This window comes from Desmospora activa DSM 45169 (assembly GCF_003046315.1).
Taxonomy (GTDB): domain Bacteria; phylum Bacillota; class Bacilli; order Thermoactinomycetales; family DSM-45169; genus Desmospora; species Desmospora activa.
Window position 1 is genome coordinate 1,662,843 of the sequence record NZ_PZZP01000001.1, and the last position, 21,960, is coordinate 1,684,802.

Annotated in this window: 25 protein-coding genes; 3 read left to right on the forward strand and 22 right to left on the reverse strand. The window is 50.1% G+C overall.

Going from position 1 to position 21,960, the window contains the following annotated elements; translation table 11 throughout:
- Window positions 1-19: 19 nt before the first annotated feature.
- From C8J48_RS08095 to C8J48_RS08120, 7 genes are all read right to left on the reverse strand, one after another.
- Entirely contained in the window at window positions 20-913 is an 894-nt protein-coding gene (locus C8J48_RS08095) for a carbohydrate ABC transporter permease (protein ID WP_170105291.1), read from the reverse strand.
- Window positions 914-927: 14 nt separating this feature from the next.
- Complete coding sequence (locus tag C8J48_RS08100) at window positions 928-1,878, reverse strand: carbohydrate ABC transporter permease (RefSeq protein WP_170105293.1); 951 nt, start codon at window positions 1,876-1,878, stop codon at window positions 928-930.
- 82 nt (window positions 1,879-1,960) lie between these two features.
- Window positions 1,961-3,418 (reverse strand): ABC transporter substrate-binding protein, encoded by a 1,458-nt coding sequence (locus tag C8J48_RS08105; RefSeq protein WP_107725792.1) that lies wholly within the window; start codon window positions 3,416-3,418, stop codon window positions 1,961-1,963.
- Between the two features lie 232 nt (window positions 3,419-3,650).
- Window positions 3,651-4,514: a MurR/RpiR family transcriptional regulator gene (locus tag C8J48_RS08110; protein ID WP_107725793.1), complete on the reverse strand. Its 864-nt coding sequence runs from the start codon at window positions 4,512-4,514 to the stop codon at window positions 3,651-3,653.
- Window positions 4,515-4,529: 15 nt separating this feature from the next.
- Window positions 4,530-5,897, reverse strand: coding sequence for an aspartate aminotransferase family protein (locus tag C8J48_RS08115; protein WP_107725794.1), 1,368 nt, complete (start codon window positions 5,895-5,897; stop codon window positions 4,530-4,532).
- 341 nt (window positions 5,898-6,238) lie between these two features.
- The gene (locus C8J48_RS18720) at window positions 6,239-6,397 is read right to left on the reverse strand and encodes a hypothetical protein (RefSeq protein ID WP_170105295.1); all 159 of its coding nucleotides are present in this window, start codon (window positions 6,395-6,397) and stop codon (window positions 6,239-6,241) included.
- A gap of 122 nt (window positions 6,398-6,519) precedes the next feature.
- Window positions 6,520-8,052: a YifB family Mg chelatase-like AAA ATPase gene (locus C8J48_RS08120; RefSeq protein ID WP_107725795.1), complete on the reverse strand. Its 1,533-nt coding sequence runs from the start codon at window positions 8,050-8,052 to the stop codon at window positions 6,520-6,522.
- A gap of 254 nt (window positions 8,053-8,306) precedes the next feature.
- On the opposite strand from C8J48_RS08120, the gene C8J48_RS08125 reads away from it, so the two are divergent.
- Together C8J48_RS08125 and C8J48_RS08130 are read left to right on the forward strand one after the other, a co-directional pair.
- Entirely contained in the window at window positions 8,307-8,600 is a 294-nt protein-coding gene (locus tag C8J48_RS08125) for a hypothetical protein (RefSeq protein WP_107727652.1), read from the forward strand.
- Window positions 8,584-10,014 carry an FMN-binding glutamate synthase family protein gene (locus C8J48_RS08130; protein ID WP_107725796.1) on the forward strand — a complete coding sequence of 477 codons (1,431 nt, stop codon included), beginning with the start codon at window positions 8,584-8,586 and terminating at the stop codon, window positions 10,012-10,014. The genes C8J48_RS08125 and C8J48_RS08130 overlap by 17 nt, the downstream gene beginning before the upstream one ends.
- A gap of 67 nt (window positions 10,015-10,081) precedes the next feature.
- Here the strand turns inward: C8J48_RS08130 and C8J48_RS08135 are convergent, their stop codons facing one another.
- The 3 genes from C8J48_RS08135 to dcuS all read right to left on the reverse strand — a co-directional run bounded on the left by C8J48_RS08135 (window position 10,082) and on the right by dcuS (window position 13,271).
- Window positions 10,082-10,831 carry an endonuclease V gene (locus tag C8J48_RS08135; protein ID WP_107725797.1) on the reverse strand — a complete coding sequence of 250 codons (750 nt, stop codon included), beginning with the start codon at window positions 10,829-10,831 and terminating at the stop codon, window positions 10,082-10,084.
- 110 nt (window positions 10,832-10,941) lie between these two features.
- A complete protein-coding gene (locus tag C8J48_RS08140) occupies window positions 10,942-11,664 on the reverse strand; it encodes a response regulator (RefSeq protein ID WP_107725798.1) in 723 nt (240 codons plus the stop codon).
- Entirely contained in the window at window positions 11,661-13,271 is a 1,611-nt protein-coding gene (gene dcuS / locus C8J48_RS08145) for a DcuS/MalK family sensor histidine kinase (protein WP_107725799.1), read from the reverse strand. The genes C8J48_RS08140 and dcuS overlap by 4 nt, the downstream gene beginning before the upstream one ends.
- A gap of 197 nt (window positions 13,272-13,468) precedes the next feature.
- Here dcuS and C8J48_RS08150 point away from each other — a divergent pair, with 197 nt between their 5' ends.
- Window positions 13,469-14,044: a hypothetical protein gene (locus C8J48_RS08150; protein WP_107725800.1), complete on the forward strand. Its 576-nt coding sequence runs from the start codon at window positions 13,469-13,471 to the stop codon at window positions 14,042-14,044.
- A gap of 83 nt (window positions 14,045-14,127) precedes the next feature.
- Here the strand turns inward: C8J48_RS08150 and C8J48_RS08155 are convergent, their stop codons facing one another.
- From C8J48_RS08155 to C8J48_RS08210, 12 genes are all read right to left on the reverse strand, one after another.
- On the reverse strand, window positions 14,128-14,493 hold the full coding sequence (locus C8J48_RS08155) for a YraN family protein (protein WP_107725801.1): 366 nt from the start codon (window positions 14,491-14,493) through the stop codon (window positions 14,128-14,130).
- A gap of 4 nt (window positions 14,494-14,497) precedes the next feature.
- Window positions 14,498-15,292: a ribonuclease HII gene (locus C8J48_RS08160; RefSeq protein ID WP_211316609.1), complete on the reverse strand. Its 795-nt coding sequence runs from the start codon at window positions 15,290-15,292 to the stop codon at window positions 14,498-14,500.
- The gene (gene ylqF, locus C8J48_RS08165; RefSeq protein WP_107725803.1) at window positions 15,261-16,154 is read right to left on the reverse strand and encodes a ribosome biogenesis GTPase YlqF; all 894 of its coding nucleotides are present in this window, start codon (window positions 16,152-16,154) and stop codon (window positions 15,261-15,263) included. Before ylqF ends, C8J48_RS08160 begins: the two co-directional genes overlap by 32 nt.
- Before the next feature lie 15 nt (window positions 16,155-16,169).
- Entirely contained in the window at window positions 16,170-16,718 is a 549-nt protein-coding gene (gene lepB, locus C8J48_RS08170; protein WP_107725804.1) for a signal peptidase I, read from the reverse strand.
- A gap of 276 nt (window positions 16,719-16,994) precedes the next feature.
- On the reverse strand, window positions 16,995-17,339 hold the full coding sequence (gene rplS, locus C8J48_RS08175) for a 50S ribosomal protein L19 (protein WP_107725805.1): 345 nt from the start codon (window positions 17,337-17,339) through the stop codon (window positions 16,995-16,997).
- A gap of 131 nt (window positions 17,340-17,470) precedes the next feature.
- Window positions 17,471-18,202 carry a tRNA (guanosine(37)-N1)-methyltransferase TrmD gene (trmD, locus tag C8J48_RS08180; RefSeq protein WP_107725806.1) on the reverse strand — a complete coding sequence of 244 codons (732 nt, stop codon included), beginning with the start codon at window positions 18,200-18,202 and terminating at the stop codon, window positions 17,471-17,473.
- Window positions 18,203-18,209: 7 nt separating this feature from the next.
- Window positions 18,210-18,743, reverse strand: coding sequence for a ribosome maturation factor RimM (gene rimM / locus C8J48_RS08185; protein WP_107725807.1), 534 nt, complete (start codon window positions 18,741-18,743; stop codon window positions 18,210-18,212).
- 45 nt (window positions 18,744-18,788) lie between these two features.
- Window positions 18,789-19,016 (reverse strand): KH domain-containing protein, encoded by a 228-nt coding sequence (locus C8J48_RS08190; protein ID WP_107725808.1) that lies wholly within the window; start codon window positions 19,014-19,016, stop codon window positions 18,789-18,791.
- A gap of 40 nt (window positions 19,017-19,056) precedes the next feature.
- Window positions 19,057-19,329 (reverse strand): 30S ribosomal protein S16, encoded by a 273-nt coding sequence (rpsP, locus tag C8J48_RS08195; protein WP_107725809.1) that lies wholly within the window; start codon window positions 19,327-19,329, stop codon window positions 19,057-19,059.
- 37 nt (window positions 19,330-19,366) lie between these two features.
- Window positions 19,367-20,716 (reverse strand): signal recognition particle protein, encoded by a 1,350-nt coding sequence (gene ffh / locus C8J48_RS08200; RefSeq protein ID WP_107725810.1) that lies wholly within the window; start codon window positions 20,714-20,716, stop codon window positions 19,367-19,369.
- A 36-nt stretch (window positions 20,717-20,752) separates the two neighbouring features.
- Entirely contained in the window at window positions 20,753-21,082 is a 330-nt protein-coding gene (locus C8J48_RS08205) for a putative DNA-binding protein (protein ID WP_107725811.1), read from the reverse strand.
- Between the two features lie 200 nt (window positions 21,083-21,282).
- Complete coding sequence (locus C8J48_RS08210; RefSeq protein ID WP_211316610.1) at window positions 21,283-21,948, reverse strand: MOSC domain-containing protein; 666 nt, start codon at window positions 21,946-21,948, stop codon at window positions 21,283-21,285.
- Between the last annotated feature and the right edge of the window lie 12 nt (window positions 21,949-21,960).

Below are 21,960 nucleotides of genomic sequence, written 5' to 3' on the forward strand. Positions count from 1 at the left end.
TGAAGTTCCTCCCTATGGATTAGGATTTGATACTTCCCATGGCGATGCCGGAAACGATGTATTTTCGCAGCAAGGGAAACAGAATCAGCATCGGCAGAATCGACAGAAATGCCCCGATCAGAATCAACGGATACAGAGGTTCTCCGGCTCCTGCGGTATTCAAGTTGGCCATCCAGATCTGTAGGCCAACAGTCAAAGGAAAAAGCTCCATCTTGCTGAGCAAAACCAAGGGGAGAAAAAAGTTGTTCCATGTGCTGATGAAAATGATCAGAAACAATGTGGCCAGCCCCGGACGGATGATCGCTAACGCGATTCGGAAAAAGATGCCGAAATCGCTGCAACCATCCACCCTACCGGAGTCGATCAACTCCCTGGGCATCGTTTCTTTGATATATACCAGCATGAAATAGACACCGAAGGGTTGAACCAACATCGGTAAAATCACACCGGCGTAAGTATCGATCAAACCTAAAGCCTTTACCAGCAAAAAGATAGGAATGGTCATGGCGGCTGCCGGCACCATCAACGATCCCAAAACGGCGAGGAAGAGAGGCCGTTTCCCGCGGAAGGTGTACATCGCGATTGCATAACCTGCCATGGCGCTGATCAGGGTACCCAGCAACGCCGCCCCTCCGGCATAGATTACGGAATTGACCACCCACTGCCAAAAAACGCCTCCTTGATGAGTGTGCAACCACTTTAGGTTGGAGAAGAAATGTAGCTGATCCGGAAAGGTCAGCATCGGTGTACTGAACAACTGTTCCGTCGACTTGGTCATCGATACAAGGAGCCAATACAGGGGAAGTAGGAAATAGAAAGCCATCACCAGCAACAACACCATCGATACCGTCGTTTTTGAAGCGGATTGAACGGCAGCGTTGCGATGATGTTTCCGTTGGAGACTCGTTACCATGAATGAACTCCCTTTCATGTATCTACTCCCTCCCTTTTTTCATCGATTCGAGCGGAAGCAAACCGCTTTGTTTTCTTACCCGACTGAACTTGTTTCCGCCCTCCGATTGTTCCGTCGGCGGTGGCGATCATAAACAACATCGAAGCCATAAACGTAATCAGTACCAAGATAATGGAGAGAGTGGCAGAATACGTGAAATTCCCATAGGCAAAGGCCATATTGTAAATGTCCATATTCGGCGTGAAAGATGAAGGAATGCTGGTGAGATTGGATAGAATGAAGGGCTCATTAAAGAGTTGCAGGGAACCGATGATGGAGAGAACGGCAGTCATAATGATGACCGGCTTCAATAAGGGAATCTTGATGTAAAGTGCCATCTTCCACTCGCTGCACCCATCCAACTTGGCCGCTTCGTATAACTCCAGTGGAATTGAAGTTAGACTGGCAAAGTAGATCGTCATGTTATAGCCGGTCCATGCCCATACAGCCATATTAGCGATTCCGTACAAAACCAGGTCCGACGATAAAAGATCCAAAGGCTTTCCTCCGGTCAATATACCGAATACATGAAGGAGCGGATTCAATTCCGGAGAATATAAAAACCCCCACATAATCGCCGCTATGACACCGGGAACCGCATAGGGCAAAAAATAGATCAGACGAAAAAGAGTTTTCCCTTTGATAAACGGACTGTCCAGTAAAAGCGCCAGCGCTAGCGCCAAAAAGAGCATGACAGACACCTGAACCACGCCATAATAGGCCACCCGATAGATCGAGTACCAAAAATCATAGTCCTGCCAGGCGGTTAGATAGTTTTCCAATCCTACAAAACGATTGGAACCCCCTTGGTTCACAAAAAAGCTTAAATACAAGGAATATAAAAAGGGAAAGACAAAAAACAACGCAAACAACAGCAGAAAAGGGAGTAAAAAGAGATATGGAGCTCGCCGTTGGATCGGGTTCATCAACCATCCCTCACTTTTATAGAAGTTCTCCCCCATGATTTTTCAAATGTCAGCGTTGTCGATCCTACAGAACACACTTAAGCTACACACTTGAACGGCGAACTCTCCAAGTAAGTACGCCCAAGCCAGCTAACACCAGTAAAACAGGTATTGCTGGGGAGTTAATCGCCCCCCCAACCGATTCACCGGAAGTACCCGCTTCTTCGTCCTCGACTACCTTATACCCCATCGATTTGGCAAACACCGTCACACTGCGCTGCAGATTGTCCAATGCCTCATCCCAGGATTGTTCTCCTGTCGCTGCTTTGGTAAATTCAATCGTCATCTGGTTGTAGACAAAGTCCGTCCATGGACTCCACTGAAAGGATGTATTGACACTGTTGGCGGCTTTCTCGAACACAGGTCCAGATACCTGATTGCTGAGTGCCGGGTTGGGTTCGGAAAACTCCGGCAATTGAACGCCGTATTTGTTCGCCGGTACCTGTCCGCGTCCTCCCTCTTTGATCCCTTTAATATCCATCTCTAAACCTTTACGGCTGCTATTGATCCAAGCGGCAAACAGTGCGGCCGCCTCGGGGTGAGCCGACTGCTTTGTCACCGCATTGGAGGAGCCTCCCCAGTTTCCCGTCTGAAAAGATCCATCTTTTTCCCACTGCGGGATATCTACCGCTTTCCAATTTTTCGTCTCCGGTTTTACATAGGGTTCAATCATATAGGTGGGAGACCAGGCGGCACCAATGGCACTGGCGTACTTGCCTTTGCCGATGTTGCTCTCCCATGATGGGGTATAGTCATTGGTCGCATCGACATACCCCTTATCGATCAAATCCCCCCAAAAATTAATCACCTTTTTTGCTTCGGGACTGTTCAAATTGATCTTCCACCCGTCAGAAGTGCGTTGAAAAGGTTGAACACCCGCCTGCCACAACATCCCCGTAATCCACCCGCCGTTATTGACGGGAAAATAAGCCATGGATTGATCGGGGTTCTTTTGGTGTAACTCTTTTGCATTTTCTGCAAATTCATCCCATGTTTCTGGTTGTGAAAGGCCGTATTTCTCAAATACATCCGGCCGAAAGAGTAAAACTAGCGGCCCGATGTCTTCAGGAATAGCGTAAACGTGTTCTCCACGTCTAGTTTGCTCCCATGTCCACGGTTGAAAAAACGGTTCGTATCGGTCGACATACTCCGATATATCGAGAAGGCCACCTGAATCAATGAATTTCGGCAGGTACTGATACTCAATTTGTACCACGTCTGGAGCCCCCGTTCCGGCCATGATTGCTGTCGTTAACTTGTTGTATTGGGGCTTCCCTGCTCCGATCAGAAAGGGTTTCACCTCGATATTGGGGTAAACGTTGTTAAATTCCTTAATCACCTTGTCTGTATTGGCAGTCCAAGTCCACCAAGTAATCGTAACCTCCTCTTCAAAGGACGGGTAATCGGGTGTTGGAATTTCCTCAGCGACAGCAATCGATGTACTCCCGATCATGAAAAAGACAGCAGTGAGAACGGACCCAATCCACTTACCATGCTTCATTGGACCACTCCCCGTCTAATTGTACGTACAAATATCTCCTTGACTTTGATTGTAGGTACAATTGAAAGCGCTGTCAATACAGTTTTGCAATAAAATCTGAATAATAGAATATTTATGAGGGATCGAGAGAAAACCTCTAATGTGGAAAGACTCACCCCGGCCCGAGTCTACAGCGAAGGGTGTAGAGCTTTCCATTTTCTTTTTATCATCTGGGCAAAACGATTATTTAACCCTAATCCCCCGTGAAATAGATGCCTTCCTTTTTCCACAACTCCTCCATCTCCTGCAAGCGGCGGGCGGTAATGGAGTGGTGTTCCCGGCCGACGGCGGTAACGAGGGCATTGATCAGACTGAGGGGGGCCGTAAAGGAATCTACAATTGAAGGAAGCCGGCTGGAAGCGGTCAACACTGTATCACCCGCTCCAACCAAGGGAGAGGTGTGAGAATCGGTAATCGCGAGAATCGGAACATTGCGGGAGCGGACAAATTGGAGGGCCTGTACCGTACGGGAGGTAACCCGGGGAAAACCAATCCCGACGACGAGATCTTTCTCTCCTAAGGGAGAAAGTTTCTCCAGCATCGTATCCGAGCTTTCGATCAATTCCGTATCCGAATGGATCAAGTGTAGATAGAAAGTGAAAAAGTATCCGAGAGCATGGGAACTGCGAAAGGCGACAACCCGAATCCGGCTTGCACCGTTGATTCGATCGACGGCCTCCTTAAAAGCGGCACCATCCAGTCCGTTCATCGTTTGCCTCAAGTTGGAGAGGTCATCCTTGAGGATTTCGTAGGCAATCCGGGACTCCTCCGGATAGACCTCTTCAGATATCTTCAGCCTCTCCACGGTAGTCAACCGTTCCCGAAACTCCCGCTGCAAGCTTTTCTGCATTTCCGTATATCCGGAAAAACCGAGAGAGACGGCAAAGCGTACCACTGTCGCTTCCCCGACACCAGCTTCTTCCGCCAGCTTCGCCGCAGTCAGGAATGGGGCACTTTCGGAGTGTTTCTCCAGACAGGAAGCGATTTTTTTGTGAGCCCGACTCATCTCCCCACTCTTATTCCGGATTCGATCCCATACGCGATCCCGTTCTTCCATCCCTATCAACCGCCTTTACTTGATTTTCTTCACCCCCTCTTCAAACAGGGTGAGGGTTTCCTTCACCACCTCATGTGTATGAGCCGTGGATAAGGAGAACCGACTCATCGGTTTAAGATAGATTCCCTCTTCCAGTAAAGCGAAATCCAGCCTTTGGCGCAACGTCTTATCCCCTTGGAGGAGGTTCGTAGACCGATACCCCTTATCCGTTGGCATCACCAGGTTGAAAATCGTTCCATCCCCCATGGTATACCCCGGAACTCCATGGCGGTCCAAAATTTCTTCCATACCCTGTCGCAGAAAAAATGCCTCCTGCTCTACCCGTTCGTATACACCGGGCTCTTCCAACACACGGATCGTAGCCATGCCAGCCGCCATGACGGAGGGATGGCCATTATACGTTCCGCTGTGGAATAGCACGTCTTCACCATGCCCTGATCTTCCCAGCGTCAAAATGTCACCTTTCTCTGTGGGAGAGCAGATCTCCATGATTTCCTGTCTTCCACCTACGGCACCAACGGGAAATCCCCCTCCCAGCACCTTACCCAAAGCGGTCAAATCGGGAATTACTCCGTACCGTCCTTGGGCGCCTGACAGTCCCAGACGGAAGCCCGTCTTCACTTCGTCGAAGATAAGAGGGATGCCGTACAGGGTCGTAAACTCCCGCAGCCGGAGCAGATAGTCCCTCTCCGGCGGCAGGAAACCACTCTGAACCGGTTCCAGAATCACCGCTCCCAGCCGCTCATGATTGCGGATAAGGAGGGCTTCCGTTCGCTCCCAGTCATTAAAGGGCAGAACAACCGTATTCTCCCGCCAATAAGCGGAAAGCCCCTTGGAATCCGCTGTCACTGCCGGAAATCCGTTTTCGTCCACTTCTCCTTGCTGGACGCTCACAAGAACCTGGTCGTACCCGCCATGATAATGTCCCGAACATTTGGCGATGGTGTTTCTCCCCCTCCAAGCCGTCGCCAAACGGAGAGCAAACATTGTTGCTTCCAGGCCTGAGTTGGTAAATCGGACCTGATCCATTCCCGGATAGAGTGATACCAGTTTCTCTGCCATCTCCACTTCCAGATAATGAGGGGTTCCCGTCACGGTGGTACCCATTTGATCCCACTGTTCGTTCACCGCTTTTTGTATTACGGGATGTCCATGCCCCAACATCAATGCCCCATAACAGAGGTTATAGTCGATATAACGATTTCCATCTGTATCAATCAACCTCGCCCCAGACCCAGAAGCCATCACGAGCGGGTATGGGTCAAAATATTTGATGTTGGCTGTCACCCCTCCTGGAATCACCTTTTGCGCCCGTTCAAACCATTGGCGTGAAGCTGCCGTTTTTTCTATGAAACGATGATGAAGATCCGCCTTAACCTTCATGCTTTGAATCCCCTTTTATGAAATTTACATTCCGATTTTAATCCGTATCGGAATATTTATTTCACATTATACTCGTGGGAAAAGTAAACACAAATTCCGGTTTGGGGTGGCTTACGTTCATATACGGGGATTACCATACGATTTCGGTCTATTTCACCGTTTTTCTGGAATTAATATTCCGATCTATTATTCATTTGGAATACATATTTCATACCCATATAACTTCCTCCTGTCCTTAACCTTTTTTGAAGCAAAAGAGTCACAGACTACTAAGCATCTGTGACTCTTGATATTTACGATAATCCCTATAATGGACTTTTTTACTTCACCCACATCGGTCTTTAATGTTTTTTGTTATCCAGATATTTCGTAAAGGTTGCAGCTAAAAGGAGCAAAACAAATGAAATGAACCAGCTAGCAAGCCCCCAATTGGTTTGTAATCCAATCAGTTGAACAACAACCATGAATAAAAGACAAAGTGCTGTCAAATATTTTTTCATTTTAACACCACCTCAAAAATAGAAACGGCACGAAAAGTCAATCAAGAATATAGGATTCTTGGCGATGCTGACCAGACCAGAATCGCTAAACCACCATCCCTGTTGTTACGGTTTAAACCCCCTCACTCCCACCACTTTCGATCCAACGTTCGATACTGGATCGCCTCGGCCACATGGGCTGTCTGGATTTGTTCCTCTCCGGCAAGGTCGGCGATGGTGCGGGCCAGCTTCAGGATGCGGTTGTGGGCGCGGGCGGACAGGCCCAAAGTGTCAAAGGATTGTTTAAGAAGTTGCTGGGATTCGCGGGTAAGCTCACAGTGTCGACGGATCGCCGCCGGGGGCATAAAGGCGTTGGTACGAATATCGGAGGCGGTAAATCGTTCCGATTGGATGGCGTGGGCTTTTTCCACACGCTCTCGTACCGTCTCCGAAGATTCGCCTACAGCAGTATCGGTTAGGGTGCCGTAATCCACCCGTGGTACCTCTACATGGATATCGATCCGATCCAGCAAGGGACCGGAAAGTTTGGAGCGATAGCGTTGAATTTGATGGGGTGTACAGGTACAGGCGCGATCTTCCTCATAGCCGAAATAACCGCACGGACACGGATTCATACTCCCCACCAACATAAATACCGCCGGAAAGGTGATGACGGCGCGAGCACGGCTAAGGGTCACTTCCCGATCCTCTAACGGCTGACGCAACACCTCCAAGGCTCCCTTGGAAAACTCCGGCATTTCATCAAGAAAGAGAATGCCGCGGTGAGATAGGCTCACTTCCCCCGGTTTTGGTATGGCGCCACCCCCCACCAACCCCGCCGATGAGATGGTGTGGTGCGGCGAGCGAAAAGGACGGCGGGTGATTAAACGGCCACGTTGGGTGAGGTATCCGGCGATACTGGCCACTTTTGTGACTTCCAATGATTCCTGTAGCGTCATCGGCGGCAGTATCGACGGCAGACGGCGAGCCAACATCGTTTTTCCGGACCCTGGTGGGCCGATCAGGAGTAGATTATGCATCCCGGCAGCGGCTACTTCCATCGCCCGCTTAACATGGGTTTGCCCCTGAACATCACAGAAATCTTCCAGCGGCTCCGCTTTTTCTTCCATTGTAGCGGCTGCTTCTTCCACCACCATAATCATCTCTTCCCCACGTATCCGTTTGACCGCATCCGCCAGATTGCTGACGGGAATCACATCCATTCCTTCGACCAAGCGGGCCTCCGCTGCGTTGGCGGCGGGGAGGATTACCTCCGTAAAACCCTGCTCCTTTCCCGCCATCACCATTGGCAACACACCGGCCAGGGAGCGCAATGACCCATCCAGAGCCAACTCCCCCAAAAACAACTTTCCCTCTAACTTCTCTCCTTCCAACTGTCCGCTGGCAGCCAGCACACCCAGAGCAATCGCCAAATCAAAAGCGGACCCCTCTTTCTTTAAATCAGCAGGAGCCAGATTGGTAGTAATGCGTTGTAACGGAAATTGGTGGCCGCTATTTTTTACCGCTGCTCGTACTCGATCCCGCGCTTCACGCACGGCTGAATCCGGAAGCCCTACCAATTCAAATACCGGTAACCCATTGCTAATGTCTACTTCCACCTCCACCACAAATCCATCAATTCCCAAAACTGAGCTGCTAAAGGTTTTTGCGTACATGGTCCCCTCCGGAAAAATTGGTCCTTATACCCTTCCATTTCACCAGAGGGAAATTCCTTCCTTTTTTGTAGAAATTCCAACAAAAAATTATCGGACTTACTATATGTTAGATCTGTTGATTACCTGAATGATGGAAGGGTTATTGAAAGCGAAGTTTCTTTGTTGAAAGCCCCTTCCACACATAGACAACGAATATGAATACATTTCCAAAAAAGGAGGGATCGTAAGAGAAAAGTAAAGTGGGTGAAAAAGAGATGTCCAATCGCAACGACTTAAAAAATACGCTTTCCTATCTTCACTCGGAGTTGAATCGTATTGAAACGATGGCTGGCACCCTTTCCACTGTAGAACGTGAACACTTTAATAAGCTGACCAATTTTGATCATCGTGAGTTGATGGATATTGCGGTCGAAGAGCAAAACGCCGCCCGACAATTGGGAGCGATCAAACAGATGTGCCTGGCAATGGCGCAAAAGATCGAGGGAATGAAGAAAGCACTGGATCACGGTGAACCGGGGGAGCGGACACAACATGATCCGGTTCATTGAAAATATTATCCGTTCAGCGGTAGACGCAACCGTGGACAAAGCCGTCACGCGGATGATCCGGGACCAGTATACCGAAAATCTGTTTGAATTGGTCCCAGCGACAACCAAAGTAGGTACCACCAACTTGATGGAAATCGCGATGAGAGCCAACCAAGGAACCTCCGTTTCTCGTCCCTTGGGAAGCCCGATCCATTTATCGCCCTGGGAGAAAATCCTTTTCAATCCATGTCATCTCTTTCGTTTTCCCACTCCGGAAAACGTCGGCATTCAGACATCGGTCACCATCGGACAGCGCGCGCGAAAGCCCCTCACTCTCTCCATTCCTGTCATGATCGCCGCGATGTCGTTTGGCGGCGCCTTGAGTAAAAGCACAAAAATCGCGTTAGCCAAAGCAGCAACCGCTGTCGGCACTGCCACAAATTCCGGAGAAGCTGGCCTGTTAGAAGAAGAGAGGGAAGCGGCCCACCTTTTTATCGGGCAGTACAATCGCGGCGGCTGGATGAATACACCGGATAAATATATGCGTTTAGATGCGATTGAAATCCAATTGGGCCAAGGTGCGCAGGGCTCCTCGCCCCAACGGACCACCGCCAAAAATATCGGTGAGGATTATCGGGAAGTGTTTGGTTTGCAGCATGGCGAAGATGCCCTCATACATTCACGTCTACCGGGGGTGAATACCAAGGAAGATTTTATCCAGTTGGTCAGACGACTGCGGGATGAATCGGGTGTACCCGTTGGTTTAAAAATCGCAGCCACTCATCATCTGGAAAAAGAACTGGCAATTGCCGTAGAGGCAGGGGTCGATTTTGTAACGGTGGATGGTGCCGAAGGTGGGACACACGGCGGCTCCCCTACCCTGCAAGATGATGTTGGCTTACCTACACTTTTTGCTGTGGCACGAACATCTGATTTTTTTATGCGTAAAAGGGTAATGGGCGATATCCAATTGCTGGCCACTGGTGGGCTGGTTACACCGGGTAAAATGCTAAAAGCCCTCGCCTTAGGCGCTGATGCCGTCTACATCGGAACAGCCGCCGTCATGGCGCTGGCCAGTGAACAGATGGTTAAAACGGTACCATTTGAACCGCCAACCAGCCTTGTGGTCTACAGCGGCAAAATGACGGACCAATTGGATGTGGAGCAAGCCGCTCTCAATCTGACCCGTTATTTAAACGCCTGTATGCAAGAAATGGAGCAAGTAGCGATCTCCTTGGGAAAAACGGCAATCGCGGATATTGCAAAGTCCGATCTCTGTACCATTGACCCCTTTCTCGCCAAAGCGACCGGAATCCAATTGGGAATGGTTTCATCCGAAGAGCAAGAACAGTTTTTTGTGGATACACAACCGGCATTTGATGATGATCGACCGTACGAGCATCAGCCTGTGGAATTTTCGGAAAAACAACTGTGAAGGAGTATTTTTACTACACAGTAAAAACCGTTTGTTTTCAAAAAACCACTCCTGCAAAAGAGCACGCTCATCCTTTTTCCCGCCAAAATTGTCGGGTACGAATGTCTGCTTGGCGGATGATCTCCGGCACTCTGCTTTCCGTGCCGACCAATTGCATCGTAAAATCGATCGCCTGTTGAAGCGTTACTCGGTTTCCAATGGAAACATAGACCGGTTTGACGGCGGTTTGAGTTCGCAATACGGCACCGATGGTTTCGCCCTGATCGATAATGGGGGAGTAGCTGCCTTGCCGTTGCGCCGGTGAATCATAGCTCCCGATAAAATGGGATTTTGCCACCCCGATCGTAGGACGATCGATAAAAAAAGAAGCATGGGTGGCAATCCCCATTTGTCGGGGATGGAGGATACCATTTCCATCGAAAAAAACGAGATCGGGACTTATTGTCAACTGCTCCCAAGCCTTGAGAATCAACGGCAGTTCTCGAAATGCGAGTAATCCTGGGATATAATCGGTCGCCACCTTCTCCTCGTAACAGACCGTCTCCAAAATTTCCTTCGATGGATAATCCATCACTACAATAACCGCCACACCCTGTGTTCCCTGATAAGCTACATCGACACCGGCAACCACCTGAAGATTTCCCTGATAGGGTCGTAGCGTGATTTTTCTTTTTAGCGTCGACTGAATCTCTTTCATCTGTAATGGGGTGAGATGAAAGTCATGTATCTGGTTATAATTCATGGAAATTGCCGACAGGAGATGGACCATCATAAACATTGGGGTTGTGTATATCCCATGTGAGGATGCTTCGAGCAACCATCTCTTCTCCTGTCGCCCCTCCTTTCCAAGCGGTTATTTCACCCGAAATTGCTAGCCCATCACAGTACGGTAAGGATGAGGGGCTTGTACAAACCCGATATACAGTTTTAGTCGGCATTTTCCAGATAGGGGTCCAATTTATCGGTCTTAGTGCGTTCCAACCGATACAGATGGGCAGGACGACCTGCCGGACGGTAATGAAGCTCCAGCGATAAATATCCGATTTCAGTGAGAAACTTTAAGTATTTCCGCATGGATACACGGGAGATTCCAACACGATCGGCTAGCTCTTCCGTGGAGAAATAGCTATCACCCATGAGCGGAATCGCTTTAACCACCCGCTGGAGGGTTTCTTTTGTCAAACCCTTGGGGAGTTCACGCATCGCCGCCGGTTTATCGGAGGGGTGTAAAAGGAGTTCATCCAGCTTCTCCTGTGTCAGTTCCGCTTGCTCGCTGAGGAGTTGATGTTCCCGTTGGTATGCCTTTAACGCCGCCAACAAGCGATCAAATTCAAAGGGCTTGATCAGATAATCTACCGCACCTAAGCGAAGTGCCGTCTTGATACTGGCAATATCACTGGCAGCAGAGATGACAATCACATCTACTCCTCTCTCTTGATTTCGGATCTCTGATAACAACGTCAACCCGTTTTTACCCGGCATAAAGATATCCAATAATACCAAATGCACCACATGCTTCTCCAAAAAAGCGGATGCTTCGGAGACGCCAGATACCACACCTGCGCATGCAAAGCCATCGATTGATTCCAAATAGCGTCGATTAATCTCTGCCACCATCGGATCGTCTTCCACGATCAGAACTTGGATCATGGTTTCTCACCCATTTCACAATACGGCAACTCCACGGAAAACCGCGTCATTCCTTCATCAGAGGTTACAGCTAGGTTCCCTCCCAGCCGTTCCACACTTGCACGAACCAGATGCAATCCGTACCCGCGATCGTCGCCTTTGCTCGAATATCCTTTATTAAAAATCGCCTCTTGTTGATCCTTCAGTATCCCTACTCCATTATCTTCTACAGAAAGTGTCAATTTTTCTCCATCATATCCCAAAAAAACTTGTAATTTCTTCGTTTTGCTCTCTGATCCCTCTACCGCTTCAAAGCTGTTTTCAATTAGGTTTCCCAATATCGTCACCAGTTCATGAACCATTTCCGGCTCTTCCAGTCGCGGCAAGGGGTGAACTCCGGTGATCTCCAATTGCACGCCCCGTTCCCGCGCGATGCTCCACTTACTCAACAAAAAACCGGCTAGAATCGGATTTTGAACCAACCGAGAAACGGTTCCGATCTCCATTTGCTGATTGTTGGTAATCCGACGGATATAGGATGCAAGTTCATCCTGTTTTCCCATATGAGCCATTCCTAAAATGACATGCAACTGATTCATAAACTCATGGGTTTTGGCACGCAGAGCATCGGCATATAGTTTAACCCCAGTCAATTGCTCCGCCAACTGCTTCAACTCCGTTTTATCACGAAAGGTTGCCACCGCTCCCACCACTTGCCCTTCCACAGCCACCGGGATGCGGTTGGCAACGAGCACCAGCCCGTTTAGTTCCAACTCCTGATCGTATTCCGCATGTTGACTTTCCAGTACGCGGCGCAGTCGCGAGCGGGGCAGAAAATCTTCCACTGCCTTGCCGATCGGCTCCTCCACAATACCGGCACGACGAAAGATCCGACTCGCTTCCGCATTGGCCATAATAATATTTCCGTCCCGATTGACGGCCAGAATTCCCTCGCGCACGGATTCCAACATAGCCGTCCGCTCCTCTAACAAACCGGCGATTTCATAAGGCTCTAGCCCAAACAACACTCGCTTGATTTTCCGGGCTAGCAACAATGCCCCAAACAGACCAGTTAACAGCCCAACCCCAATTCCGGTATAAATGATAAAAGTGCTTTCTATGACCGCTTCACGGATATGATTCATCAAAATTCCCACTGCTACCGCGCCCACTTGCTTTCCATCCTCATCGCGGATCGGGACAAATGCTCGCATGGCGGTACCCAAGGTCCCCTCCGCCACGGATAAATATTCCTTCCCTTGTAAAACATCCTTCTCATCTTTGCCCACAAACCGTTTGCCGATCTTTTCTTCATCCGGGTGTGATTTACGAATCCCGTTCATATCCATTACAACGATGTATTGTACACAGGTTGCCTCCCGAACATTTTCGGCCAAGGTTTGGATTTCAGCTTCGTCTCTCTTCCCCGTCATCGCTTCAATCACCGTCGGTGATTGGGCGACGATACGTGAAGTGGCTTGCGCCTCATTCGCCAAGTCTGCTTCCGTCTTGGCAGCCACTTCCTTTCCGATTAAAACCCCGGTCACCGTTAGTGCCAGAAGCACCACCACGCATGCCAACAACGCAATCGCTGTTTGCAATCGCATCGGCTTTTTTCTCCATTTCATACTCGTTCCTCCGCTAAACCGACGATCATCCCTGCTTTATTTTCCTATTGTACCCTGTAGGAGGCCCGTTGTCAGGTTTTTAACATTTGCACCATCCAAATATCAATAATCAACAAGCTTGAAAGACGGTATCTTTTTTCCTGGTGGACTCATTGTTTATAATAGAATAGACAGGTTCTTAAGGAGGGAGGATCTCCATGTTTTCAAAAATTAAGAAGGCGTTTGATACGACAACATCGGAGCCAGTTCATTCGGATGATCGGGAACGGCTGTACATCGAAATCGAACGCCTGCGCAAAGAAAACGACGAGCTTCGTCTACAGCAGCAGCTTCAACGAAAAAGAGAATCAGAATCATCTCATCCTCATCAATTCCATCTGGAGTTCTTTCTCTACGATGCAACCAATCAAAAAAATGCCCAATATACGCCAAAAGACGTTCATCGCTATCCAATGATGGGATTTACGATACACTTTTTGGACGAAAACGGAGCCGAAGCGTGCCCTTGGTTGACTTACTTACTTCGCGGTCTGGAAAATACCTTTGCCGCCATGAAAGTGGTCAGCCACCGTGTGGAAGAACCACAGCTATACAGCCAATTTGTTGATATCAAGCTGTATCCCCATATCGAAGTAAAAAAATGTATCTATCTTGTATTTCAACAGCTGTACCAATGGCAGGAACAAGGGCACGACGAAATTTCCCTGCGTGTCCATATCGGTGGGGACGAGCTATATCAGGAACTGTTAAATACCCATATGGAGGCAGTTTAAACCGTCACCGCCCTGACACAATATCAAAAAGCCCTTCCATCCGACATTGTAACGAAGGGCTTTACTTTTTCTTTTTTCTCATTTTAAAATGCCCCGCGCAAGTGATCGATCCTTTCCGGCTCATCTTGCGGTGATAATAAAATGGAGATCACGTCGATCCTCATCGATTCATTTTCCCAACCGCGAGCTTGGGCATATTGGAGCACCAATTTGCGGACTTGATTCTGTTTTCTGAAATCAACCGATTGAAAACCATACCCGAAACGGCGACTGCGGGTGGTGCGTACTTCCACCACCACCAACGTCCCGTCGCCATCCCGAGCAATAATGTCCAGTTCACCCAGACGGGTTCGCCAGTTGGTCTCGATTATCTGCCACCCTTCCCTTCGCAAACGGCGAACGGCGACAGCCTCTCCGATGCGCCCCGTCTCCCGGCGGCGATCGCTCATCGAATCACCTTCCTCCTCCTGACTTCGCCTGAATCCGTTCCCTCACCGGAGCAAAACTTTTACGGTGGATTGGAGTCGGACCCCAGCGCTCCAGTGCTACCAGATGATCGGGTGTGCCATATCCCATATTTTGCTCAAATCCATAGTTTGGGTAGCGTATGCTTTCCCTTGCCATCCACGCATCCCGCTCTGTTTTGGCGACAATGGAGGCAGCTGCAATCGAATGGCTTAAACCGTCTCCTTTTACAATCGCCTCCTGTGGAATCGTGACACCGGGGATTTGAACCGCATCCAGTAAAAGCTGATCCGGGACCACCGTCAACCCCGCAATCGCCCTTCGCATCGCTTCAAAGGTGGCTTGCAGGATGTTGTATTCATCGATATAGCGATGATCCGCCACTCCGACCGCCACCGCCACCGCATCGCGGTCAATTCGCTGTCGCAATGTCAGCCGTTCCTGTTCCGTCAGCTTTTTGGAATCGTTTAAACCGGTAGCATCAAAATCCTCCGGCAAAATCACCGCTGCCGCCACAACCGGACCGGCCAAGGGGCCACGCCCCGCTTCGTCCAATCCGGCTATCAGACGACAACCGCGTTGACGGTATGTACGCTCAAACTGCCACATTTCCTCAATCCGGCGCTCTTCCTGTCGTCGGCGTTCCTCTCGGCGTTGGTAGGTCAGTGCCAACCGACGGACCCCCGCCCGCGAATCCAGCAGCAGTTGTTCAATTTCTTCAGCAGGCAACCCTCCATGTTTTAAGCGTGCTTCAATTTCCCGAATCGTCCCCGCCGCCTTCACTCTCCTCACTCCCCCCCTCATCGGGAAGTTCCAGCGTAATCCGTCCCAAACGGCCGGAACGAAAATCCCGCAAGACGATTTCTGCCGCTTTTCCTAAGTCAATCTCGCCGCCTCGACGCATACATCCGCGGCGACGCCCCACTTCTTCCAACAGAGTTAAACCGTCAGCAGTAGCGTTCTCCACACGATAACGATCGTTTAACACATGGGGATAGCGGTGGCCCAGATAGGATAAGAGATATAGCCCAATCTCCTCAATCGGCAGAATCTCTTCCTTGATCGCTCCGCTGGCAGCCAACCGTAAACCGACTACACGATCTTCAAACTTGGGCCACAGGATGCCAGGGGTATCCAGCAACTCCAGCCCATCCCCAACCTTAATCCATTGTTGGGTACGGGTGACGCCGGGGCGGTCGCCGGTCTTTGCAATACTGCGACCGGATAAGCGATTGATCAAGGCCGATTTTCCCACATTGGGCACCCCTAGCACCATCGCCCGTATGCGTTGTCGTTGAATCCCCTTTTTCATCTGTGCGGCCAGTTTTTCTTTCATCAATTCACGACTGATGGTATGAATCCGCTTGATGCCGCTGCCGCTGAGAATATCGATGGGAAGCACTTTAATACCGTCACGGCGAAATGCTTCACTCCAACGCTGGGTCACCTCAGGATCTGCTAAATCACTTTTGGTCAACAGAATCACCCGGGGCTTCCCCTTTATCACTTCATCAATTAAAGGATTACGACTGGACAGAGGCAAACGGGCGTCTAACAGTTCCAAAACGAGATCCACCTGTTTTAGTTTTTCTTCCACCTGTCGACGGGCTTTGGCCATATGTCCGGGAAACCATTGAATCGTCATATTGATCCCTTCCGATCACCACAATAGGGAAAAATCTTCAAGCGGCCAGAAAATCACATCCGCCCTTCCAACCACTTGATCTAAAGGCACGGTACCTAAACTACTGTCCCGACTGTCGCTGGAATTCATCCGATTGTCTCCCATGACGAAAATATGACCTGGGGGCACTTCAACCGGTCCAAAATCCGCTGTCCGGTTTCCATTATCTATGTAAGGCTCATCAATGCTTTCACCGTCCACACGGACCACATTGTTTTGGGCACTAACGGTTTGGCCGGGCATGGCGATGACGCGTTTGATGTAATCCTTGTTTTCCGATGCATGAAAGACAATCACTTCACCTGGTTTTGGATCGTGAAAATGATAAATTACCTTATTCACGATCACCAGATCACCATTGTGCAGGGTGGAGAGCATGGAGGGGCCAGACACGCTAAAAGGGGAAAAGATGAACGTACGAATGACCAAAGCTAAAATCACGGCAATGGCCAAGGCTTGCACCCATTCCCAAGCTTCGTTGCTTTCCCGGTTATGTCTGGTTGAACGGGGGATGAACTCACTCATGAAGCTCCTCCTGACTGTCGCGATCACACCCATTAAAGATATAGGGCCAAAGAGGTGCGTAACCGGATACGCCCTCTGTCAGCAGACACGTAGATTAAACTTTTCTGGCTATGCGATGAATAAATGACTAAATGAACTTCTAGTGTTTGTCAGTTTAGATAAAAGAAAGGTCGGAGCCCGATGTAAAAATCGGAACAAACCCGGCCTCTACTCTTTCCCTATACGAAATATCGACAGAAACTCGAAAAGGGCTTGTCGCCAAGCCCTTTTCCACGATTAGTGAATCTCCTTGATACGAGCGGCTTTACCGCGCAGGTTGCGGAGATAGAAGAGTTTGGCGCGACGCACTTTCCCGCGACGCATCACCTCAATCTTGTCAATCCGCGGCGAGTGCAACGGGAATGTCCGTTCCACACCCACACCATAGGAGATCTTACGAACCGTGAAGGTTTCGGAGATCCCACCTCCGCGCCGTTGGATCACCACGCCTTCAAATACCTGAATCCGTTCCCGTTGTCCCTCGACAACCTTAACGTGCACACGAACCGTATCACCGGCACGAAACTGAGGGACATCTTTCCGCAATTGGCCTTCACCCAATTCACGTACGACTTGGTTCATCTCGTTCCCCTCCTTTCACAGGAGTTTTTATGATTGGTTTAGGAATTTTCTCAGCTTGAGAACAAGCCCCATTTTACCATACCGAAACCGGTAACACAATCATGCGCCTTGCCTATATCCGGTTTCGGTCATCAGTCGGATTTTCGCTGTTTTAACCAGTTACGTTCCTCATCGGTCAAGGGGGCGTCTTCTAGCAGATCGGGACGGCGCTTGAATGTCCGCTGCAACGATTGTTGTCGACGCCAGCGCTCAATCGCCGCATGGTGGCCGGATAGGAGCACGTCAGGCACCTTCCATCCCCGAAAATCGGCAGGTCGGGTATATTGAGGATATTCCAGGAGACCGGTTGAAAACGAATCCTCCTCTGCCGATCCCGCATTGCCCAACACACCGGGCACTAAGCGGATCAAGCTGTCCATCATCACCATCGCAGGCAGTTCGCCGCCGGTGAGGACATAATCCCCGATGGATATCTCCTCATCCACCAAGTGTTGGCGAATACGCTCATCAAAACCCTCATAATGGCCACAGAGCAGGATGAGTCGAGGAAAACGGGATAATTCTTCCGCCTTTTTCTGCGTGAAGGGAACCCCTTGTGGACTCATCATCAGGACCAGAGGACGGCTGTTCAACCCTTCCGTCAGGGCTTCCACCGCATGAAACAACGGTTCCGGCTTTAGCACCATGCCACCGCCACCGCCATAAGGAGTATCGTCAACCACCCGGTGTTTATCGGTGCTATACTCCCTGAAATTGACGATCGATGCCTCAACCAATCCTTGTTCAATGGCTCGTTTGATGATGCTGGAGGATAAAAAGCCCTCAAACATTCCGGGAAACAGCGTCAAAACATCAAAGCGCACAGTGATGTCACCTCAAATTCTCCAACCCTTCCATCCAATGGATCACCACATGCTTAGCGGATACATCCACCGAACGCACCACGTCGTCGATGTAGGGAATCAGCCACTCACGTTCGCCTGGTCCGGGTTGAACCACCCAGACATCGTTGGCACCCGGCTGCAAGATATCGGTGATCGTTCCCACCCGCTCTCCATCCGTGGTGAAAACTTCACACCCTAAAATCTCATGAAAATAAAACTCCTCGTCACCGCTGTCCACCGCTTCATCTGGATCAACAACCAAGGTGCTTCCTTTATAAAGTTCTGCTTGGTTGATATCCGTCCACTCCCGGAATTGAAGGATATACCCCTTTTTGTGGGGGCGGGATCGTTCCACCGTCAACGATTGCATCCCTTCCCGGCTATCGTGAGACAGCAGGAGCCGAGCTCCCGGCGCAAACCGTACTTCCGGAAAATCTGTCCGCGAAATGACGCGAACCTCCCCCCGGATGCCGTGGGTACCAGCGATATGGCCGACGACGAGCCAATTAGGCCGGGTCATGAGACGGCCTCCTTTCCTCATCACGAACGACAGTGCACAAGTTCGTCAGACGATCTCGACGTGGACGCGCTCCTCTTTTTTAACTGCAGCAGCCCCTACCACAGTACGAAGCGCTTTGGCGATCCGACCTTGTTTGCCGATCACTTTCCCCATGTCCTCTGGAGCGACAGAGAGTTGATAAACAATCATCTTATCCTGCTGCCGCTCACGTACCTGAACCTGCTCTGGATGATCGACCAGGGCCTTCGCGATCACCTCGATCAATTCCTTCATGGGATTTCCCCCTTGAACCGAATCCCCTCAAGCAGGGAGATTACTTTTGGTTCTTGGCTTCATGTACTTTTTTGAGTAAGCCTTCTTTCCGAAACAGGTTTTTAACTGTATCAGAGGGCTGTGCACCGGTGGCCAACCATTTGAGGGCTTTCTCTTCATCGATTTTCACCTGAGCCGGTTGGGTCAGGGGATTATAGTAACCGATTTCCTCAATGAAGCGGCCGTCACGAGGAGCGCGGGAATCCGCCACTACCAGACGATAGAAAGGGGCTTTCTTCGCTCCCATCCGCTTGAGACGAATCTTCACTGCCATATCACTTTCACCTCCTCCACAGGATAAACCAAAGGCATCACTGCATAAACGGAAATTTAAATTTCCCCATGCCTCTTTTCTTCCCTTTGGACATGGATTGAAATTGCTTCATCATTTTTTTCATATCCATAAACTGCTTGATCAAACGGTTCACATCCTGAACCGATGTACCGCTGCCCAGAGCGATCCGTTTACGCCGACTGGCGTTGATCACCTCGGGCTCCCGCCGCTCTTGCAGCGTCATGGAGCGAATAATCGCTTCCGCCTTCGTCAGGTGCTTTTCATCCACCTGTAGATTTTTCATCCCTTTGACTTGTCCCATACCGGGCATCATACCCAACAAATCATCTAGGGGCCCCATATTGCGCACCTGTTCCAGCTGATCCAAAAAATCTTCAAAGGTAAACTGCTGGGTGCGCATCTTTCGTTCCAGATCCCGCGCTTTTTCTTCATCCACTGAAGCTTGGGCTTTTTCGATCAGGGTGAGAACATCCCCCATCCCCAAGATGCGTGAAGCCATTCGTTCCGGGTGGAAAGGCTCCAAGGCGTCCACCTTTTCCCCCATCCCGGCAAACTTTACCGGGCAATCGGTTACCGCTTTAACTGAAAGGGCAGCCCCGCCGCGGGTATCTCCATCCAATTTGGTTAAAACAACACCGGTTAAATCCATTTCCCGGTTAAAGCTCTCAGCCACATTGACGGCATCTTGCCCTGTCATCGCGTCCACCACCAACAGGATCTCATCGGGTTGCACCTTTTCTTTGATCCCCCGCAGTTCATCCATCATTGTCTCATCGATATGAAGACGACCGGCGGTATCCACGATCACTACATCGTGCTGGTTTTCCTTGGCGTGGGCTAGCCCTTTTTCCGCGATTTTGACAGGGCTTTCCTTGTCACCGAGGGAAAAGACAGGCAAATCCACCTGTTTCCCCAATACTTCCAGCTGCCGAATCGCCGCCGGTCGATAAATATCTCCCGCCACCAACAGCGGTCGCTTGTTGTGCTGTTTGCGTAGATGGTGAGCCAACTTGCCAGCGGTAGTCGTTTTACCCGCCCCCTGTAAACCCACCATCAGGATTACCGCAGGTTTGGAATTGAGCTGCAGACGGCTCTGTTCGCCACCCATCAACTTCGTTAGCTCTTCATTCACCACTTTGATCACTTGTTGGCCGGGGGTAAGGCTTTGTAGCACTTCTTGTCCGACAGCCCGCTCACTGACCCGGGAGACGAAGTTTTTTACCACTTTGAAGTTGACGTCCGCTTCCAACAGGGCCAATCGCACTTCCCGCATCGCGGACTTCACGTCCGCCTCAGACACTTTCCCTCTGCCCTTCAACTTGGCCAGGGCCGATTGCAGCCGTTCGGACAATCCTTCAAACGCCATGCTGTCGCCTCCCTTTCCATGATCCTCGGTGTGAAGTTAATCCAACTCCGCCATTTGATCCAACAAGTGTGTAACTTCTTTTTCTACAGACGAATCGGTAATCATCTGTCGAATCGCCTGCAACAGTTGTGTGCGTCGCTGATGCTTCTGCGCCAGCTGTAACATCGATTCCCACTCTTCCAACGCCGACTGGGAACGTTTTATCGTTTCAAATACCGCTTGCCGCGAAATCGAGAGATGGTCCGCAATCTCACCCAAAGACCAATCCTCGTGATAATACAGCTCCATCACCTTACGCTGCTTTTCCGTCAGTATCGGTTCATAGAAGTCGTACAACAGGTTGATATGGGTCGTTTTATCCAGCACAAGAGCACCTCACATCGGCGTCAAGGCAACGCCCTTAACACTCTGATTATCATACCGGAGCCAGCAGCAGGTGTCAAGGGAAAACGCTTGATAGTCAAAAGAACGTTAAAGAGGAGTCGATTTCCTCATTGTCGATCACTGGGGAAAATCCGGCTCCTCTTTTGATAAGCCCAGTCACTTATAATCACTCATAAATGGAGTTAACGCTTTAGACCCTTCGCCCAAGCGGGAGCCAACAACGGACAGGCGGCCAGCTCGGTGATCGCTTGGGGATCCATGTGATGACCATACATCAAATCATTGCAACGGGTGATCGTCCATTGTGGATAGGGGCGATCAAGCAGCCGCAACGATTGCCCCGCTTCCACCAGTCCCGTCTTCAACACCCGCAGATACCAACCGGTTCGTCCCGTCTCACGGATTCGCACAGCCAAATCCTTCACGCGAATGCGACGCGCCGGTTTCCAACACGGTTGGCGGGGTTGGGATACCTGTACCGTCGCATCACCAAGCTGAAAGATATCCCCGATACAGACCGATTCTTCCGTCATTCCGGCAACCAAAAAGTTTTCACCAAACGCACCTACCGCGATGTCAGGCCGCTGCAACTCTTCACGCCAGCGCGGGTAATGGGTTGATGGGTAAACCAGTACCGCTTTATCCGGTCCGCCGTGGTGTTTTCGATCCGCCACACCGTCTCCGACCAAACCGGTTTCTTCTAAGTAGACGGATCCTTTAACCGGTTGTTTAAAAATGGCGCTGGTCCAGCGACGATCCATCGGATCGGCAGCATCCAGCGTACCCACGCTCTGGGGTAAACCTACATGAATGCCGTGGACAATGGTAGCTTCCTTCATCCCGCTCATCCTTTCCCCACC

What these genes read in the sequence shown, in the direction of transcription:
- C8J48_RS08150 (WP_107725800.1), top strand. Translation starts at nt 13,469, where the DNA reads ATGTTTTCAAAAATTAAGAAGGCGTTTGATACGACAACATCGGAGCCA.
- ylqF (WP_107725803.1), bottom strand. Translation starts at nt 16,154, where the DNA reads ATGACGATTCAATGGTTTCCCGGACATATGGCCAAAGCCCGTCGACAG.
- C8J48_RS08110 (WP_107725793.1), bottom strand. Translation starts at nt 4,514, where the DNA reads ATGGAAGAACGGGATCGCGTATGGGATCGAATCCGGAATAAGAGTGGG.
- C8J48_RS08100 (WP_170105293.1), bottom strand. Translation starts at nt 1,878, where the DNA reads ATGAACCCGATCCAACGGCGAGCTCCATATCTCTTTTTACTCCCTTTT.
- C8J48_RS08115 (WP_107725794.1), bottom strand. Translation starts at nt 5,897, where the DNA reads ATGAAGGTTAAGGCGGATCTTCATCATCGTTTCATAGAAAAAACGGCA.
- rpsP (WP_107725809.1), bottom strand. Translation starts at nt 19,329, where the DNA reads ATGGCAGTGAAGATTCGTCTCAAGCGGATGGGAGCGAAGAAAGCCCCT.
- ffh (WP_107725810.1), bottom strand. Translation starts at nt 20,716, where the DNA reads ATGGCGTTTGAAGGATTGTCCGAACGGCTGCAATCGGCCCTGGCCAAG.
- C8J48_RS08210 (WP_211316610.1), bottom strand. Translation starts at nt 21,948, where the DNA reads ATGAGCGGGATGAAGGAAGCTACCATTGTCCACGGCATTCATGTAGGT.
- rimM (WP_107725807.1), bottom strand. Translation starts at nt 18,743, where the DNA reads ATGACCCGGCCTAATTGGCTCGTCGTCGGCCATATCGCTGGTACCCAC.
- C8J48_RS08125 (WP_107727652.1), top strand. Translation starts at nt 8,307, where the DNA reads ATGTCCAATCGCAACGACTTAAAAAATACGCTTTCCTATCTTCACTCG.
- C8J48_RS08095 (WP_170105291.1), bottom strand. Translation starts at nt 913, where the DNA reads ATGGTAACGAGTCTCCAACGGAAACATCATCGCAACGCTGCCGTTCAA.
- C8J48_RS08130 (WP_107725796.1), top strand. Translation starts at nt 8,584, where the DNA reads ATGATCCGGTTCATTGAAAATATTATCCGTTCAGCGGTAGACGCAACC.
- C8J48_RS08140 (WP_107725798.1), bottom strand. Translation starts at nt 11,664, where the DNA reads ATGATCCAAGTTCTGATCGTGGAAGACGATCCGATGGTGGCAGAGATT.
- rplS (WP_107725805.1), bottom strand. Translation starts at nt 17,339, where the DNA reads ATGAACCAAGTCGTACGTGAATTGGGTGAAGGCCAATTGCGGAAAGAT.
- C8J48_RS08190 (WP_107725808.1), bottom strand. Translation starts at nt 19,016, where the DNA reads ATGAAGGAATTGATCGAGGTGATCGCGAAGGCCCTGGTCGATCATCCA.
- C8J48_RS08155 (WP_107725801.1), bottom strand. Translation starts at nt 14,493, where the DNA reads ATGAGCGATCGCCGCCGGGAGACGGGGCGCATCGGAGAGGCTGTCGCC.
- C8J48_RS08105 (WP_107725792.1), bottom strand. Translation starts at nt 3,418, where the DNA reads ATGAAGCATGGTAAGTGGATTGGGTCCGTTCTCACTGCTGTCTTTTTC.
- C8J48_RS08120 (WP_107725795.1), bottom strand. Translation starts at nt 8,052, where the DNA reads ATGTACGCAAAAACCTTTAGCAGCTCAGTTTTGGGAATTGATGGATTT.
- C8J48_RS18720 (WP_170105295.1), bottom strand. Translation starts at nt 6,397, where the DNA reads ATGAAAAAATATTTGACAGCACTTTGTCTTTTATTCATGGTTGTTGTT.
- dcuS (WP_107725799.1), bottom strand. Translation starts at nt 13,271, where the DNA reads ATGAAATGGAGAAAAAAGCCGATGCGATTGCAAACAGCGATTGCGTTG.
- lepB (WP_107725804.1), bottom strand. Translation starts at nt 16,718, where the DNA reads ATGAGTGAGTTCATCCCCCGTTCAACCAGACATAACCGGGAAAGCAAC.